Origin of the sequence: Bradyrhizobium sp. STM 3843, from assembly GCF_000239815.1 — a bacterium.
Classification (GTDB): domain Bacteria; phylum Pseudomonadota; class Alphaproteobacteria; order Rhizobiales; family Xanthobacteraceae; genus Bradyrhizobium.
In genome coordinates this window covers 14,681-31,044 of record NZ_CAFK01000197.1, presented here as the reverse complement: position 1 = coordinate 31,044, position 16,364 = coordinate 14,681, and the positions used below count along the sequence as shown (strand labels likewise).

At 63.8% G+C, this 16,364-nt stretch carries 12 protein-coding genes; 2 read left to right on the top strand and 10 right to left on the bottom strand.

Annotated elements, in window-relative coordinates:
• From BRAS3843_RS20950 to BRAS3843_RS20935, 4 genes are all read right to left on the bottom strand, one after another.
• On the bottom strand, positions 1-690 hold a 690-nt coding region (locus BRAS3843_RS20950; protein WP_035982355.1), incomplete at its 3' end, for a PadR family transcriptional regulator.
• 167 nt (positions 691-857) lie between these two features.
• On the bottom strand, positions 858-3,935 hold the full coding sequence (locus tag BRAS3843_RS20945) for an efflux RND transporter permease subunit (RefSeq protein ID WP_008971030.1): 3,078 nt from the start codon (positions 3,933-3,935) through the stop codon (positions 858-860).
• 41 nt (positions 3,936-3,976) lie between these two features.
• Positions 3,977-5,092: an efflux RND transporter periplasmic adaptor subunit gene (locus BRAS3843_RS20940; protein WP_035982353.1), complete on the bottom strand. Its 1,116-nt coding sequence runs from the start codon at positions 5,090-5,092 to the stop codon at positions 3,977-3,979.
• Positions 5,089-6,579: an efflux transporter outer membrane subunit gene (locus tag BRAS3843_RS20935; RefSeq protein WP_175361143.1), complete on the bottom strand. Its 1,491-nt coding sequence runs from the start codon at positions 6,577-6,579 to the stop codon at positions 5,089-5,091. Before BRAS3843_RS20935 ends, BRAS3843_RS20940 begins: the two co-directional genes overlap by 4 nt.
• Positions 6,580-6,751: 172 nt before the next feature.
• Here BRAS3843_RS20935 and BRAS3843_RS20930 point away from each other — a divergent pair, with 172 nt between their 5' ends.
• Positions 6,752-7,471, top strand: coding sequence for a TetR/AcrR family transcriptional regulator (locus BRAS3843_RS20930; RefSeq protein WP_139024936.1), 720 nt, complete (start codon positions 6,752-6,754; stop codon positions 7,469-7,471).
• A gap of 65 nt (positions 7,472-7,536) precedes the next feature.
• Here the strand turns inward: BRAS3843_RS20930 and BRAS3843_RS20925 are convergent, their stop codons facing one another.
• From BRAS3843_RS20925 to BRAS3843_RS20900, 6 genes are all read right to left on the bottom strand, one after another.
• Entirely contained in the window at positions 7,537-8,457 is a 921-nt protein-coding gene (locus BRAS3843_RS20925; RefSeq protein WP_008971026.1) for a PepSY-associated TM helix domain-containing protein, read from the bottom strand.
• 301 nt (positions 8,458-8,758) lie between these two features.
• On the bottom strand, positions 8,759-9,562 hold the full coding sequence (locus tag BRAS3843_RS20920; protein ID WP_008971025.1) for an ABC transporter substrate-binding protein: 804 nt from the start codon (positions 9,560-9,562) through the stop codon (positions 8,759-8,761).
• A gap of 41 nt (positions 9,563-9,603) precedes the next feature.
• Entirely contained in the window at positions 9,604-10,917 is a 1,314-nt protein-coding gene (gene dctA, locus BRAS3843_RS20915; RefSeq protein WP_008971024.1) for a C4-dicarboxylate transporter DctA, read from the bottom strand.
• A 69-nt stretch (positions 10,918-10,986) separates the two neighbouring features.
• On the bottom strand, positions 10,987-11,976 hold the full coding sequence (locus tag BRAS3843_RS20910; protein WP_008971023.1) for an amidohydrolase family protein: 990 nt from the start codon (positions 11,974-11,976) through the stop codon (positions 10,987-10,989).
• 33 nt (positions 11,977-12,009) lie between these two features.
• Complete coding sequence (locus BRAS3843_RS20905) at positions 12,010-12,462, bottom strand: type II 3-dehydroquinate dehydratase (protein ID WP_008971022.1); 453 nt, start codon at positions 12,460-12,462, stop codon at positions 12,010-12,012.
• A gap of 13 nt (positions 12,463-12,475) precedes the next feature.
• Complete coding sequence (locus BRAS3843_RS20900) at positions 12,476-13,600, bottom strand: ABC transporter substrate-binding protein (RefSeq protein WP_008971021.1); 1,125 nt, start codon at positions 13,598-13,600, stop codon at positions 12,476-12,478.
• Positions 13,601-14,505: 905 nt separating this feature from the next.
• Between BRAS3843_RS20900 and BRAS3843_RS20895 the strand changes: the two genes are divergently transcribed.
• Entirely contained in the window at positions 14,506-16,293 is a 1,788-nt protein-coding gene (locus tag BRAS3843_RS20895; protein WP_008971019.1) for a chloride channel protein, read from the top strand.
• The last annotated feature ends 71 nt before the right edge of the window (positions 16,294-16,364 follow it).

The following is a 16,364-nucleotide window of genomic DNA, read 5'->3' as shown; positions in this document are numbered from 1 at the left end:
CGCGTCGCCTTCGATCTCGGCGAGGGCGCGGTTGAGGATGTGGCTGACCCGCCAAGTCTCGTCCTCGCTCCACCCGGCTGCGTGGAAGGCGAGCGCCATCTTCAAGGTCTGCATGGCCTGAAACACCGCTTCCGGCGGCCGCATGCCGCCCATGGTCCGCGCCATGATGCGCAAGCGGCTCAACAGGCCTTCGATCGCGGCCGCCTCGTCCTTCAGGACCTGCCGGCCGGCATCCGTGATCGCGAACAGCTTCTTGCCGCCTTCGCTCGATGTGGCTTCGATCTGACCGATGTCTTCGAGCAGGCTGAGGATCGGATAGACGGATCCGGGACTGGGCGAATAGGCGCCGCCGACCAGCTGCTCGACCGCCTTGATCAGGTCGTAGCCGTGGCGCGGCTTCTGGCCGATCAGCCAGAGCAGCAGGGCGCGCAAGTCGCCCGGTCCGAAAAAGCGTCCGCCGCCGCGGCCGAATTCCTCGCGCGGACCGCGCCCGCCGCGACCGAAGAATCCGGGACCGCGATGTCGGCCGGAGCCGGGGCCGCGCCCGCCAAGGCGCACATCGACGCCAACGTCCTCGGCAGTCTCGTCGCAACCGCGCCCGCGTCCGTGCCAGCCGCGGTGCTCCCAGCCTCTGTCGTCGGGCTCGTCATGCCGGCCGCGTCCGAAGCCCCAATGATGGTGATGTCTCATATGATATGATCTCCGTTTAGTACAAACGATATATCGTTATCGTATTTCGTTTGTCAATACGACGAAGGGGGATTTGCAGGAAGCCGCTATAAGCCATTGAATTTATTGCAAATAAAAAGGGCGCCGCTGGCGCCCCTTTGTTGGTTGGCTACCTGAGCGACTGTCGTTCAATGCGCTGCACCGGCTGGTACGGCCTCGGACGCGTGCGCCTCGTGCGCGCCGCGATGGGCGATCAGGGCGTAGGCCACCGGCACCACGAACAGCGTGAACAGGGTGCCGATGGCGAGCCCTGTCGCGATCACCAAGCCCATATTGTAGCGCGACACCGCGCCGGCCCCGGTTGCCGTGATCAGCGGGATGACGCCGAGCACCATCGCGGCCGTCGTCATCAGGATCGGCCGCAGCCGGATCGCCGCGGCCTCGATGATGGCTTGGGTGCGGTCCTTGCCCGCCGCGCGGAGCTCGTTGGCAACCTCGACCATCAGGATGCCGTGCTTGCTGACCAGGCCCATCAGCGTCACCAAGCCGACCTGTGTGTAGATGTTGATGCTGGCGCCGCCGATGCCGAGGCTGATGAAGATCAGCGCGCCGGCGAGCGACATCGGCACCGAGACCAGGATGATCACGGGATCGACGAAGCTGTTGAACAGCGCAGCCAGCGCCAGGAAGATGATGATCAGCGCGAACACGAAGGTGGTGACGAAGCCGCCGGACTCCTGCTCGAGCTGCCGCGAGGCGCCGCCGTAGTCGATCGAGTAGCCCGCCGGCAGCGACTTCGCCAGATCCTTCAAGGTCGCCAGCGCATCGCCCATCGCCACCCCCGGCATCGCAACGCCCGAGATCGTCGCCGCGTTGATCTGCTGGAAGTGGTTCAACGATTCCGGAATGGTCTTGTGCTCGAGCCGCGCGACGGTGGAGAGCGGCACCATGGTGTTGTCGCTGGCGCGGATGTAGTAATTGAGCAGCTGCTCGGTGGTGAGACGGTCGTTCTGCTTCACCTGCGCGATCACTTTGTAGGAGCGGCCGTCCAGGCTGAAATAGTCGATGTAATTGCCGCCGAGCATGGTGGCGAGCGAGCCGCCGAGATCGCTCATCTTCAGGCCGAGATCGGCGGCCTTCTCGCGGTCGAACACGACAGTGGTCTGCGGCTTGTCGATCTTCAGGTCGTTGTCGAGGAAGATGAACTGGCCGCTTGCCAGCGCCTTGGCCATGAAATCGCGCGCGACCTCGTTGAGCTCGTTGAACGAGCCGGTGGTGCCGATCACGAACTGGATCGGCAGGCCGTTGCTGCCCGGCAGGGGCGCAGGCTGGAACGCGACCGAGCGGGTGCCGGCGATGGTATTCAGCATCTGCTGGAATTCCGGCTGCAGGGTCTTGGTGGTGGCGCTGCGCTGATCCCATGGTTTGAGCACCCAGCCGCCGATCACCTGGGTCGCGGTGTCGATCTGGAACACGGTCTTGGTTTCCGGGCGGTGGGCCACAAGGTCGTAGACCTGCTGATCGTAGAACAGGCGCTGCTCGAGCGTCGCCGAAGGCGAGGCGTAGGTCAGCGACAGCACGACGCCCTGATCCTCGTCAGGCGCGAGCTCGCTGGTCGAGCTCGAATAGAGCCAGGGGATCATGGCGAGCAGCAGCAGGGCAAACACCGCCACCACGGGCTTCATCCGAAAAATCGCCTCGAGTTTGCGGCGGTAGGCGTCGGCCAGCCATTCCAGCACGTGATCGATTGCCCGCACCAGCCGAGCCTCGAGATTGGTGGCGTCGCGCTCGGTTCGCCGCAACAGCCAGGCGCAGTTCATCGGCGACAGCGTCAGCGCAATCACCGCCGAGACCGTCACCGCGCCGGCCAGGGTGAAGGCGAATTCGGTGAAGAGGGCGCCGGTCAGGCCGCCCTGGAAGCCGACAGGGACATAGACGGCGATCAGTACCACGGTCATGGCGATGATCGGGCTTGCGAGCGCACGGGCCGACTGGATCGCGGCCTCAATGGGTGTTTCGCCCTCGTCGATCAGGCGATGCACGCTTTCCACCACGATGATGGCGTCATCGACGACCAGGCCGATCGCGAGCACCAGAGCGAGCAGCGTGAGCAGGTTGATGGAGAAGCCCATCAGCAGCATCAATGCGAAGGTGCCGATCAATGACAGCGGGATCGCAATTATCGGGATCAGCACCGAGCGCCAGGAGCCGAGGAACATGAAGACCACGACGATGACGATGCCGATCGCCTCCGCGAGCGTGTGGACGACCTCGCTGATCGAAGAGTTCACGAAGTCCGTGGAATCGTAGATGATCTCGCTGTTGATGCCGTTCGGCAGCTGCTTCTGCAGGTCCGGAAATACGGCCTTCACGCCGTTGACGACGTCGAGCAGGTTGGCGGTCGGCGCCACCTGGATGCCGATATAGACCGCGGTCTTGCCGTTGAAGCGGGTGGCGGAGTCATAATCGTCATTGCCGAGCGTCACGCGCGCGACGTCCTGAAGGCGGATGATCGCGCCATTGACCTGTTTGACGACCAGATTGCGGTATTGCTCCAGCGAGTGCAGGTTGGTCGCTGCAGCAAGGTCGACCTGCACCAGCCGGCCGCGCGTCGTGCCCAGGCCGGAGATGTAGTCGTTGCCGGACAGTGCGGTCGAGACATCGCTCGCAGTCAGGCCGTAGGCGGCGAGCTTGGCCGGATCGAGCCAGGCGCGCAACGCGAATTTCTTGGCCCCGAGCAGCTCGGCAGTCTGCACGCCCGCCACCGCTTGCAGCTTGGGCTGCACCACGCGCGTCAGATAGTCGGTGACCTGGTTGGGCGCCAGCACGTCGCTGGCGAAGCCGATATACATCGCGTCGATGGTCTGGCCGACCTTCAAAGTCAATGTCGGCTGCTGCGTGCCCGAGGGAAGCTGGTTGAGCACCGAGTTCACCTTGGCGTTGATCTCGGTCATCGCCTTGCCGGAATCGTAGTTCAGCCGCAGGTTCACGGTGATGGTGCTGGTGCCGGTCACGCTGGTCGAGGTCATGTAGTCGATGCCGTTGGCCTGCGCGATTGCGTTCTCCAGCGGCGTGGTGATGAAGCCGGCGATGATGTCGGAATCGGCGCCGGCATAGGTGGTCGACACCGTGACAATGGCGTTCTGGGTGCGCGGATATTGCAGGATCGACAGCGTGGTCATCGAGCGCAGCCCGAGCACGACGATCAGGGCGCTGACCACGAGCGCCAGCACCGGCCGGCGGATGAAGATGTCGGTAAAGCGCATGGGAGCTTGCTCTCAATTCACCGCTGACGAGACTGCTGGGGTCATTGGTCGACGATATCAGGCGCGGCCTCGGCGACCGGTACATGCGAATTGTCGATCTTGACAGGGCTGCCGTTGCGCAGCTTGAGCTGGCCCGCAATCACCACCGTCTCGCCCTGCTTGACGCCTTCGGTCACCACGATGTGGTCGCCCTTGGCCGGCTTGGTCTTGACGAACATCTGCCGCGCGGTGCCTTGGCCGTCCTTGAGGTTGTCGACGACATAGATCAGGTCGCCGTAGGGGTTGTTGACGACAGCCGTCAACGGCACGGTGACGAGCTGCTCCGGCTTGCCGACGGCGATCTCGACCTTGGCGAACATGCCGGGGAGCAGGCGGGCCGGATTGTTGCGCAAAGTGGCGCGCACCTGAACGTTGCGGCTGGACGAATCCACTTTTGAGTTGATGGCGCTGATCTGCCCGGTGAAGCGTTCGCCGGGAAACGCATCGACCGTCGTCGTCATGTCCTGGCCGATCTTGATTACCTCGAGCGCCTGTTGCGGCAGATAGAAATCGACATAGATCGGGTCGAGGCTCTGCAGGGTGACGATGCTGGTGCCGGCGCTCAGATATTGTCCGAGATCGACGGCGCGAATGCCGAGCCGGCCCGCGAACGGCGCCTTCAGCGTCTTCTGCTCGACGATCGCTTTCTGCTGCTCGACCAGCGCCTGGGCGTTCTTTAGATTGGCCTTGTCGCTGTCCAGCGTCGCCTGACTGACGGCATTGAATTTGATCTGCTCCTCGTCGCGCTTGAGCACGATCGCGTAGTTCTCCGCAGTGGCCTGCAGCGACTGCAGCTTGGCGATATCGTCGGTGGCGACGAGCTGCAACAGCGGCTGGCCTGCCGGGACCGTATCGCCCGAGGTGAACTGGATGTTCTGCACGATCCCGGAGGCCTGCAGCGCCAGATCGGCGCCGTTGACCGCGCGCAGCGAGCCGACCGCGGTCAGCGACGACTGCCAGGGCGCGGTCTCCGCGGTAACGGTCGAGACGGTTTGCGGCGGGTTGGCCATGGCACCGATCGCCTTCTTGATCATCACGCCCTTGAAGACCTGGAAGCCGTAGAGGCCGCCGAACAAGATGCCCATCACGGCGAGCATGATTGTCATGCGTTTGATCATGGCATTGCTTCCTGGGAGTTGTGGTCGGGACCTGAGAAATAGCCGGGGTTGGCGCGCGGCAGCGCATCAGGCGTCTGGTCGTTGCGCTTCCACCAGCCGCCGCCAAGCGACTGGAACAAGGCGGCGCTGTCGGTGAAGCGCGTCGCCTGCGCCTTGATCCGGGTCACGCGCGCGTTGAGATAGTTCTGCTGGGCAGTGATCACGGTCGCGTAGGGGATCGCACCGGTCCTGAACTGCTCGATCGACATTGCGAGGCTGTCGGCGGTGGCCTTCTCGGCCGCGGCGTCGGCCTTCAGCGCTTCGGCGTCATATTGAATGGCGCGCAAGGAATCGGCGACGTTCTGGAACGCCGTGATCACCGTGCTCTTGTACAGCGACAGGTCCTGCTCGAAGGTTGCGACGTCGGCTTCCTTGGTGTGATAGAGCGTGCCGCCGTCAAACAGTTTCTGCGTGACGCTCGAAGCCGCGTCCCAGACGAGCGTGGTGGGGGTGAACAGCCGCTCCGGGCCGGAGGCACCATAGCTGCCCGACAGCGTGACCTGCGGCAACAGGTCAGCGACCCCAACGCCGACCGTGGCGGTGGCCTTGTGCAGGGTCGATTCGGCCTGGCGGATGTCCGGGCGCTGCCGCACCAGTGAGGAGGGCAGCGAAACCGGAAGCCGGCCAGGCAGTCGCAATTCGGCGAGGGTGACGTGCTCGCCGCGGTCCTGGCTCGGCAGCCGGCCGAGGTAGGCCATCAGCTGGTTGCGCTGTTGCGCCAGTTGTTTCTGCAGCGGCGCCAAGGTGGCCTTGGCCTGCGCCAGCGTGGATTCCTGTGACAGCACGTCCGCCTTGGTCACCGCGCCGACGTCGAACTGGCGCTGAATGCGGCTCAGCTGATCGGTCTCGGCCTTGATGATTTCCTCTGTCGCGGCGATCTGATCGCGCAGCGATGCGTCTGAGATCGCAGCCGTCACCACATTGGCGGTCAGCGACAGATAGGTCGCCTCGAGGGTGAACGCCTGATAGTCGGCCTGCGCCTGCAGCGCCTCGACCTGCCGTCGCGTGCCGCCCCACAGGTCGAGCGCGTAGGACACGCTGACCGAGGCCCCGTAGAGCGTGTAGACCGAGGTCTGTCCCGGCCACTGCCCGGACTGCGTGGTGGAGACCTGCTCGCGCTCCGCCGATCCGGTCGCGGAAATCTGCGGAAACAATGATCCCTGCTGGGACAGTGCGTTTTCGCGCGCTGCGCGGAGCGCAAACTGGGCGGCCCGAACATCGGGATGATTGCGAATCGCTTCCTCGACGAAGGCGTTGATCTGCCGCGAGCGAAACAATGTCCACCAATAACCGGGCAGATCGGCGCCGGGCGCAAAGCCCTGCGCGTTGCCGCCGGGGGTCGCCGCGCTCGCCGTCGTCGGCAGGCGGTGTTCGCTGACATAGCCGGTGACGTCGGGCGCCGCGGGCGCGACGAAATCCGGGCCGAGCGCGCACGATGCCAGCACCATTCCGGGCAGCAGGACCCCTGCCGAGCGGCCGCAGATTCGCAGCGCATCGGCCGCGCGTGGTCCGACGGAGGGGTGAGGCGGAGCAGTCATAAAACTAAACCGTTCTGTTTCTGTTGCGGCAACATGCTTTGCGGCCTAAATGAAGTCAAGTCACAACGCTGCCATGAGCAACATGCCCACATCCGAAGTCCAACTAAGAGCGTCTCGACGGGGCGCGAACGAGCCCGATACCATCGAGACGACGCGTGCGGAGCGCAAGCACAGCCAGATTCTCGACAGTGCGCGCGCGCTGTTTCTCGCACAGGGATTCGATCCGACCAGCGTCGATGCGATCGCGCGCCACGCGCGCGTGTCGAAGGCGACGCTCTATTCTCATTTCCAGGATAAGGAGACATTGCTGCTCGCGCTGGTGGAGGACGAGGGCCGGAATTTCGGCGGGCCCTTGTGGGTGCCGCATGATGGCCCGATCGAGCTGGAGAAGGAGCTGCGGGCGATCGCGCGGAGCTTCCTGTCCTTTTTCATGGATCAAAAGGGCCTCGCGATGCATCGGCTGATCATGTCATGCGCGTCGCGATATCCCGCGATTGCCGATGCCTTCATGAAGATCGGCCCGGACCGCTGCGATGCCGAGGTTGCGGCGTTTCTGCGCGCCGCGCAGGCGCAGGGGCTGTTGCGCATTCCGAACATGGCGCTTGCCGCCATGCAGTTTCTGTCGCTGATCCAGGGTCGGTTGATTCTGAAATGGTCGCTGTCGATGCAGTCGCCGAGTCCGGCCGAATATCGCGCGCTGGTCGATGGCGGCATCAAGGTCTTCCTTGCGGCCTATGGAGCGGCTGATCGCAAGCCGCGTGCGCGCGTGACCCGGACGCGACGCAACAGGCGCCCGCGCTGAACTCATGACCGATTCGCAAGACCAGCGCATCCGTGCTCGCCCGGAGCGTTGCGCCTATGCTGCTCCTAAGAGGTGACGGAAGATGCGATCGCCGGCTTTGCGCGCAGGCCGTGCTGACGATTTGGGCGGCGCAGCCGGCGACGACTCCAGATCAGGACACCGCTGACGAGCAGGCCGAGCAGGCCCAGCGAGATCACCACGTTGGCGGCGCTGCCGAGCAGCGACCAATTGCCTTCGTGCAACAGCCGCGGCCAATTGCGCGGCAGCGCCGTCAGGCCGTTGGCAGAGACGGCATAGGCGCGCAACTCATCGCCCTCGAAGATACGCGCCATGATCCGACCGCCGCGATTGCCGATCGAACTGACCGCCGCGAGATCGTGATCCTTGGCGAGGATGGTAACCGCCTCGGGCAGCGAGATGCGCTGGCCGGGCGCTGCCGTGCTGCCGCTCTGGAAAGTCAGCCCGAACGCCATGCACAGCCCTGTCAGCGGGCTCAGCAGGATCAGCGGCAGGGTGAACCAGGCCATGCCCTTGTGCCAGCCGGACAGCGTATTGCGCAGCCGCGGCAGTCCCATCAGGACGCCGATCAGCATCACCAGGGTCATCGCAACCGTGGAGGCGATCACGAGCCAGGACATCGCAATCAGATGCTCATGCGTCATGCGCGCCCACATGAACAGGCTTGATAGCGCGGGTTGCGAGGTCGTGGCGCCGGTGGTCAGGTCGATCTCGGCGCCGGGAGCGCCCTGCAACGTCAGACGCTGGGTCGAGGCATTGATCGTGATGCCGCGCGCCTTGCCGTCGGGATCGTACTGCTTGATCAGCTCGATCACGCGGGCTGCGTCGACCGTCTGCGGCTTGACGGAAGCAACCTGGACCATCGGTTCGAATGCCAGAATCAAGCCGGTCACGATGATCAGGAGCAGCGGCATCGCGAAAGTCAGGCTGATCCAGCGGTGCAGTTTGAGAAGCAATTGCTTGTTCATCGTCGTCTCCGGAATGATCGCCGCCAATTCAGCGGCAAACGCGCGCCCTGCGCGTAGACCCTCCCGTTTCTGCTTGTGTCAGCCGTTTCTATTTGTAGCTATTTGTAACTGTTAGTTACGACAAGAGATGCGCGTCGGCTCCGTGCTTTATTGAATTAGCGATTGATGAAGGCTTGGCCAAGCGCATTGATATTAATTTTGTTTCATGCGCCGATTGATCTGCATCATTGCAGCAATGGCATGGCCCACGCCTGATAATGATTGTCAGTTCGGAAGGCGCCTCGGCCGACACGATCCCATATTATTTTTCGGAGGCGATGATGCCCTTCAGCCCGGCACGCGCCGCGGCCGCATCGACCAGACCGGATGATGTGATATCGGCGGTAAAATCGCGCAGGAAGTCGAGGCCGGCGTCACGGCCCTTCGGGATCGCGATCGCGTGTCGCTCCTCGCCCCAGCGGCCATCGAGCACGCGCGAGCCCGGCAGCTTCTCGGCCATCTCGAACAGCGTCGCCTTGTTGGTGGCAAAGGCGTCGATCTGGTGGGTCGACAATTGTTCGATCGCGTCCTTGATGGTCGGGATGCGCACCACGGTGGCGTTCTTCAGATCGCGGCTGAGCTCCGCATCCGACGAGCTGCCGCTGGTGACGCCGACCTTGCGGTCGGCCGCATCGATCTCGCCGACATCCTTGAGGCCAGAGCCGTCCGGCACCAGATAGCCGAGCTCGATACGCAGGTAGACCGGTGCGAAATCCATCAGCTTGGCGCGCGCAGGCGAGGCGTTGGTGAAGGCGACGTCGGCCGCGCCGGTCTTCACGGCCTCCAGCACCTCGGCATTCTTGGCGTAGACGACGGGCTCATAGGGGACATGAAGTTTGTCCGCGAGCGCCTTGCCGATCTCGTAGCCGACGCCGCGCGGCTGGCCGCCGGGGTCGGGCAGGATCGACGTCGGCGTGCCCGGATATAGCGCGGCGCGCAGCTTGCCGGTCGGCGCCAGGATGTGGGCGGGATCGTCGCCGCCGGCCTGAACCGGGACGAGGGCGCTCATCAGGAGCACGAGCGCCAGGCCGGCTGCAGGCGCGCATCGTCGTGAATCTCGTGTCATGTGGCGTTCCCTGAGTTTTTTGATTGTTAAAATTTTGATCGTCAGGCCGTGATGTCGCCGGCCTGTCCGGCATCCAGCACCCGCTTCATCCGCTCGGTATCGAGCGCATTCTCCCAACGGGCGATGACGACGGTGGCGACCGCGTTGCCGATCAGATTGGTCGGGGTCAGGCCTTGCGACATCAGCCGGTGGATGCCGAGCACCAGCGCGACGCTGGCGACCGGGATCGTGCCGGTTGCGGCGAGCGTGGCGGCCAGCACGACAAAGGCCGCGCCGGCAATGCCGGCCGCGCCCTTCGAGGTCACCAGCAGGATGATCAGGAGACCGATTTGGTGCTCGATGTCGAGATGGGTGTTCGTAGCCTGCGCCAGAAACACCGCGGCCGTCGCGAGATAGAGACAGGTGCCGTCGAGATTGAATGAGTAGCCGGTGGGGATGACCAGCCCGACGATGCTGCGCTCGCAGCCCAGCGCCTCCATCTTGGCGAGCATGCGCGGCAATACGGTCTCTGATGATGTGGTGGCGATGCAGACCAGGATCTCGTCCCTGATATAGCGGATCAGCTTCCACAGGCTGAAGCCGGACAGCGCCGCGATCGGCCCGAGCACGATCGCGATGAAGATGACGCAGGTGACGTAAAAGCCGCCGAGCAGGCGGCCGAGCGAGGATAATGAGCCGAGCCCGAACTTGCCGACTGTGAAGGCGATCGCGCCGAAGGCGCCGAGCGGGGCCGCCCACATCACGATGCGGACCACGCCGAAGATCATTTGGCCGCCGACGTCGATCACATCGGTGACGGTCTTGGCGCGCTCGCCGAGCCAGATCAGCGCGAAGCCGCAGAGCACGGCGATGAACAGCACCTGCAGGATGTTGCCCTCGGCGAAGGCGCCGATAAAGGTCTGGGGAATGATGTTGAGCAGGAACGGCACCAGGCCGACCGCTGCCGTCTGTTTTACATAGGGCTCGACTACGCTGGCATTGATCGAGGCCGGATCGACATTCATGCCGGCGCCCGGCTGCCAGATATTGACCGCGGCAAGCCCGATGATCAGCGCGAAGGTGGTGATGACCTCGAAATAGATCAGCGCCTTGATCGCGACGCGCCCGACCTTGGCCATGTCGGCCATATGGGCGATGCCGTTGACCACGGTGCAAAAGATGATCGGCGCGATCAGCATCCGGATCGCCTTGATGAAGGCATCGCCCAGCGGCTGCATCTGAGCGCCGAGCTCGGGCCGGACGGCGCCAAGCACGATGCCTGCGGCCATCGCGATCAGCACCTGCACCCAAAGCTCCTTCCACCAGGCGCGGCGCGATCCGCTCTTGCTCGGGGCGGCCAAGGTCGATGTGGTCATCAGAAGTCCTGTCGTTTCTGGAATGTCGAGCTGGAGCCGCCATCGCGCTTCCGAGCGCAGCGCGCGATCTCACCCCTTGTCATTGGCGTGAGGGGCGAACTTGAACAGCCGTTCGGGATTTTGCACCAACAGCTTGTGCTGAATTTCGGCGTCCGGCGCGTAGAGCGGGATCAGGTCGACCAGATCGGCATCGTTCGGCATGAATTTCACGTTGGGATGCGGCCAGTCAGTGCCCCAGATGACGCGGTCCGGCGCGTTATCGATCAGGCGCTTGGCAAAGGGGACGGCGTCGTGGAACGGGGGGCCGGAAGCTGACGCACGCTCAGGGCCCGTGATCTTGACCCAGCACCTCTCGTCGCTCGCCTGCAGGTCGAGCAGCGCCTTGAACTCGGGGTCGTCCAGTCCCTTGGCGGCGCTGATCGTGCCCATGTGATCGATCACATAGGTGACCGGCAGCGATTTGAGGATCGGAACGAACTCCTGGATGGTGCCGGCTTCGAGATAGATGTCGACATGCCAGCCGATTGCGGCGACACGGTCGACCAGGGTTCGAAACAGCTTCATGTCGCCGACGCCCCCGAGGCGGCGCAGGAAGGCGAAGCGGCAGCCACAAATGCCGGCTTTGTCGAGCGCTGCGAGATCGGTGTCGGACATCTCGTTGTTGATGTTGGCGACGCCTTTGTACTTGCCGTCGCTTTGGGCGATGGCGTCGGTGACCACGCGATTGTCGGTACCGTGCACGGTGGCGTTGACGATCACCGCGCGATCGATGCCGATCTTCTGATGGAGCGCGCGAAACATCTCAAGCGGCGCATCCGGCGGCGAGTAGGGGCGCTTCGGTGCAAAGGGGTAGAGCGCAGCCGGGCCGAAGATATGAGTGTGCGTATCGACGCTGCCCGCGGGCGCCCTGTAGCTCGGCGTTCTGGTGTCCGGATCGGGCCCCGGGATGGTCGGTATGGCGGCGGGCTCCGCCGCAAACGCCGAGCCGCCAATCCCGGCCGCTCCGAGTCCGGCCGCCCCAAGTCCGGCCATGGCGGCCAAGAGATCCCGTCGCAACATCATGCTCTTCCTTTCCTCAAAGTTCCGCGCCGATCAAGTCGCGACACTCGCTCTGCGATCGTCGATCAACTCGCCGAGTACGTTCAGCCCGTGCAGATACGAGCGGATGCCGAAGCCCGTGATCACGCCCTGGGCGGCTTCGGCAGTCACCGATCGCCGGCCGCGTTTGTCGATGTTGGTCATGTGGACCTCTACCACGGGTGGCCGGATGCCATGCAGACAGTCGCGCAACGCGAAGCCGGCGTGAAGAAAGCCTGCCGGATTGATGAGCACGCCCTCGATGCCGTCCTCGACGGCCTGGTAGACGCGGCTGATCGCATCGCCCTCATGGTGGGTGTAGAATATTTCCAGCTTCAGCCCGCGCTCCTCGGCATGCTTGTGCATCAGGGCGTCGAGCTCGGCGGCCGTGGTCATGCCATAGATCTCCGGCTCGCGCTTGCCGAGCGCCGACATATTCGCGCCCTGCAGCACCAGGATTCGCTTCATTGTGTCCTCTTTTTCAATCGTTGAAGTCGATACGCTGCTCGACGACAATGTCGCCATTGTTGTTCCTGACGATGTTGTAGCCGTGCAGGCCGTCGCCGTTGGCGTCGAAATTATAGGTGCCTTCCACGCCGTGGTAGTCCCTGACGGCGAGCAGCGCCTGCCGGATTTTCTCCGGGCTGGTGTCGCCTGCGGCGCCGATGGCTTTTGCGAGAACGTGGACCGCATCGTAAGGCCAGGACGCGAAGAAGTCTGGCGTGGTCTTGTAGGCGGCGGTGTATTTCGCCGCGAATGCCTTGGCTTCCGGATTGGCGTCGGGGTGGAAATCCGCCACGGCATAGGTCCCGAACAAGGTCGGGCCGCCGAGTTTGCGCGCCGTTGTCGTGGTGATCGAGGGCGAGCCGAGCCAGACCGGATTGACCCCGAGCTGCTTCAGCTGTCGGGCGAAGATCGCAACGTCGGGCTCGAAGGTGATGAACGTGGCCAGGATGTCGGCGCCTGACTGCTTCACCGACAGCGCGACGGCGGTGTAGTCCGGCGAATTATTCGGCTGCCCTTCGGTAAGGACCGGCGTGATGCCGCGCGCCTTGAGCGCGTCCGTGAACAGGCCTTTGGCATTGGAACCGAAGGCATCGGTCGCGTGCACGATGGCCCAGTTCTTCTTGCCGAGCTTCTCCACACCGAAAGCGGCCATCGCGCGCGCGGTGTAAGTGTCGTTCGGGCGGAAGCGGAAGAACCAGGGATTGCCGGATTTGGTCAGGGTCGGATCGGTGCCGCCGATCATGACCGGTCGTCCCGCCTGCAGCACGCTCGGAGCAATAGCCTGGATCTGGGTGCTGCGCGTCGGTCCCAGGAAAGCGATGATGTCCTTGTTGTCAGCGAGCTTGGTGAAGGCGAGCACCGTCGTGGGATTTTGCGTTTGATCATCCTCGATAATGAGCTCAATCGGCCGGCCCAGGACCCCGCCTGCAGCGTTGATCTCCTCAACCGCGAGTTTCGCTCCCTGCATGCCATAGCGGCCGGCATCGGCAATCGGTCCGGTCAGTGGCACCACCATACCAAGCTTGATCGGTTCGGCTGCCTGGGCTGCGAGCGGCACCGCTGCAAGGAGCGTTGCCACAACTCCCCATCTTAAGCTCATCATATCCCTCCCTTTTTGCTTTCATTCTTCTGCGCTTCGACGTTCGATCCGCGGCCCGTGGGCTCCTTTGACTGGGCGGCAAGATTGTCGTTGGTGCTGATCGGCTTGGCCCAGCGCGGCCGAGCCTTGACGATGCCAACGGGGATCGAGGAGATTTTGTCTGCAGAGCGTCGCAACCCGTTGCCAATCGAAGCGCCGGCGGGTCGCCCGACCCCTGATCAGGCCGCGACATCCTGCACATGCATCCTCCCGCTTTGGCGCGGTCTCTTGCCGCGTTGATGTTGGCTTGCTGCCACCTCGCAAGGCGGTCCTGGTGACGGGTTGGTTCCTGGCATACCAGCCTGGCATTCTCCTACTTCACGTGAACGGTCGGGTGAATAGCGAATTGTCGTGCCGGACCAGGAATCTGCTGCAGCATTCTGCGATGTTGCAGATGCGGCGACGTTGATGTGCAGTGCAGTGGAGCACGCGAACATATCTGTGCCTCAACCGTATCTCAGCACGGGCGCGCTTATGCTGGCCAAAGCGGGATGTGGGATGCGCCGCGATGCTGGTACGGCTTTGCTGCGCCATGGTGTGAGGCCGGGAACAGATTGGATTCCGTGTCAGGCCGGGATGATGGCCGGCAGATCGGGGCTCGTGTGACAAGGCAACGGGTCCCGTCCTTCGGTGTTGATGTGGATCGCGTGCGAGCAAAGCTCTTGTTCAATTCAAAGTAGCGGTGACGGCGCGGTCTGCATCTTAGATGGTGATGCCGTGTCGGATGCCGTAGTCCGTCCGGATGGTGGTCGCCGCTTGCGATCGGTAAACCACCTCTGCAGTTCGCAAGGGAGTTGGCGCTTGTCCGCTGCAACACGACAGGTTATGGCCACAGACAGGCCTGTCCATGGAATAAATGGCTATTCGTGCTCTCGACATTCGCGCACATCATCGATCGCAAGGGGCATAACCGGCTTGTGACCAGGCTGCGCGCACTGCTGCGCAGCAATGAATTCTACCTGATCCCGCTGGCGCTTGTGATCGGCGTGGTGACCGGCATCACCGTAACCGTGATCAGCCTCCTGGCGCAGCTTGCGCATGTCGCGATCTACGGCATTCCGATCGACGTTCGCCTCAGCGCCAATTCCTGGATCAATCCGGTGATTGCATTGATCGCGCCCACATTGGGCGGGCTGGCGCTTGGTATCATGGAATGGCTGCGCCGCCGCTGGCGGCTCGCACCGGCGGTCGACCCGGTCGAGGCCAATGCGTTACGCGGCGGCCGTCTGTCGATGCGCGACAGCGTGGTGGTGACCGGGCAGACGCTCGTGTCCAACGGCTCCGGCGCTTCGGTCGGACTGGAAGCGGGCTACACCCAGATCGGCGCGGGCGTGGCGTCGCTGCTCGGACAATATATGACGCTCCGGCGCAACGACCTGCGGCTGATCGTGGGCTGTGGCGCGGCTGCCGCGATTGCCGCTGCATTCGGCGCGCCGATCACGGGCGCCTTCTACGCCTGCGAGCTGATCGTCGGTGTCTATGCGGTCGGCAGTGCCGCGCCGATCCTGGCGGCCTCGCTGGCCGGTGCGCTGACCTCGCAATATCTCGCCGGCGCGCCTTATTCGCTGGAGGTCGCGAAGGTCGGCTCCGTGGGGCTCGAACAATATCTGGCCCTCATCGTTCTGGCCCTGCTCGTGAGCGGTATCGGCATCATCGTGATGCGCTCCTCGCCAGCGGTAGAGCGGCTATTTGTGCGCATCCCGATCTGGCTCAGGCCCGCGGTCGGCGGCGTCTGCGTCGGCGCGATGGCGATCGTGACGCCGCAGGTGCTGGCGGCCGGTCACGGTGCGATGCTGCTCGATTTGCATCGCGAGATGGCGGCAACCGTCATCGCCACCATCATCGTGCTCAAGCTTGCAGCATGCCTGATCTCGCTGGCCTCGGGCTTCCGCGGCGGTCTGTTCTTCGCCTCGCTGTTCATCGGCAGTCTGCTCGGCAAGCTGTTCGCCGCGCTGTTGGCCATGATCTTCCCAAGCTTCGCCGTCGATCCCGTGGTGGCGATGCTGACCGGCATGGCCACGCTCGGCGTGGCGATCGTCGGCGGCCCTTTGACGATGTCGTTCCTGGTGCTGGAGATGACGCGCAATGTCGACGTCACCGCGGTGGTTCTGGCCGCCTGCATCGTCACCAGCATCTGCGTCCGCTTCATGTTCGGGCATTCGTTCTCGACCTGGCGCCTGCATCTGCGCGGCGAGACTATCCGCAGCGCCAACGACGTCGGCTGGCTGCGCAACCTGACTGTCGAGCGCCTGATGCGCACCGACGTCGCCAAATGTCCGACCTCCACAACGATCGCGGCTGCGCGGCGCGAATTCGTGCTCGGCTCGCGTCAGGCGATCGTCGTCGTCAACAACAGTGACGATTATTGCGGGCTGGTGTCGCTGCCGGACCTGTTCTCCGGCGAGCTCGATTCGATCGCCGACGATATCCAGGTGGTCGAGCTCGCCAAATATATTGACGTCGCGCTGCTGCCCGAAATGAATGTCAAGACCGCGATGAAGATCTTCGACGATGAGGGGGCCGAGGTGCTTGCGGTGCTGGAATCCGAGAACAGCCGCAAGGTGATCGGCTTCCTCACCGAATCCTTCGCCCGCCGCCGCTACGTCGAGGAGATCGACCAGGCCACCCGCGGCGTGCTTGGCGCGCTCTCGTAAGCCGGTCACAGCGGCCCTGTCTGAAGATGTGATCCCGGCGCCAGGAACCGCCGGTTATAACGACATCTTGA

What these genes read in the sequence shown, in the direction of transcription:
- BRAS3843_RS20945 (WP_008971030.1), bottom strand. Translation starts at nt 3,935, where the DNA reads ATGCGCTTTACCGACATCTTCATCCGCCGGCCGGTGCTGGCGCTCGTG.
- BRAS3843_RS20940 (WP_035982353.1), bottom strand. Translation starts at nt 5,092, where the DNA reads ATGATCAAACGCATGACAATCATGCTCGCCGTGATGGGCATCTTGTTC.
- BRAS3843_RS20935 (WP_175361143.1), bottom strand. Translation starts at nt 6,579, where the DNA reads ATGGTGCTGGCATCGTGCGCGCTCGGCCCGGATTTCGTCGCGCCCGCG.
- BRAS3843_RS20930 (WP_139024936.1), top strand. Translation starts at nt 6,752, where the DNA reads ATGCCCACATCCGAAGTCCAACTAAGAGCGTCTCGACGGGGCGCGAAC.
- BRAS3843_RS20925 (WP_008971026.1), bottom strand. Translation starts at nt 8,457, where the DNA reads ATGAACAAGCAATTGCTTCTCAAACTGCACCGCTGGATCAGCCTGACT.
- BRAS3843_RS20920 (WP_008971025.1), bottom strand. Translation starts at nt 9,562, where the DNA reads ATGACACGAGATTCACGACGATGCGCGCCTGCAGCCGGCCTGGCGCTC.
- dctA (WP_008971024.1), bottom strand. Translation starts at nt 10,917, where the DNA reads ATGACCACATCGACCTTGGCCGCCCCGAGCAAGAGCGGATCGCGCCGC.
- BRAS3843_RS20910 (WP_008971023.1), bottom strand. Translation starts at nt 11,976, where the DNA reads ATGTTGCGACGGGATCTCTTGGCCGCCATGGCCGGACTTGGGGCGGCC.
- BRAS3843_RS20905 (WP_008971022.1), bottom strand. Translation starts at nt 12,462, where the DNA reads ATGAAGCGAATCCTGGTGCTGCAGGGCGCGAATATGTCGGCGCTCGGC.
- BRAS3843_RS20900 (WP_008971021.1), bottom strand. Translation starts at nt 13,600, where the DNA reads ATGAGCTTAAGATGGGGAGTTGTGGCAACGCTCCTTGCAGCGGTGCCG.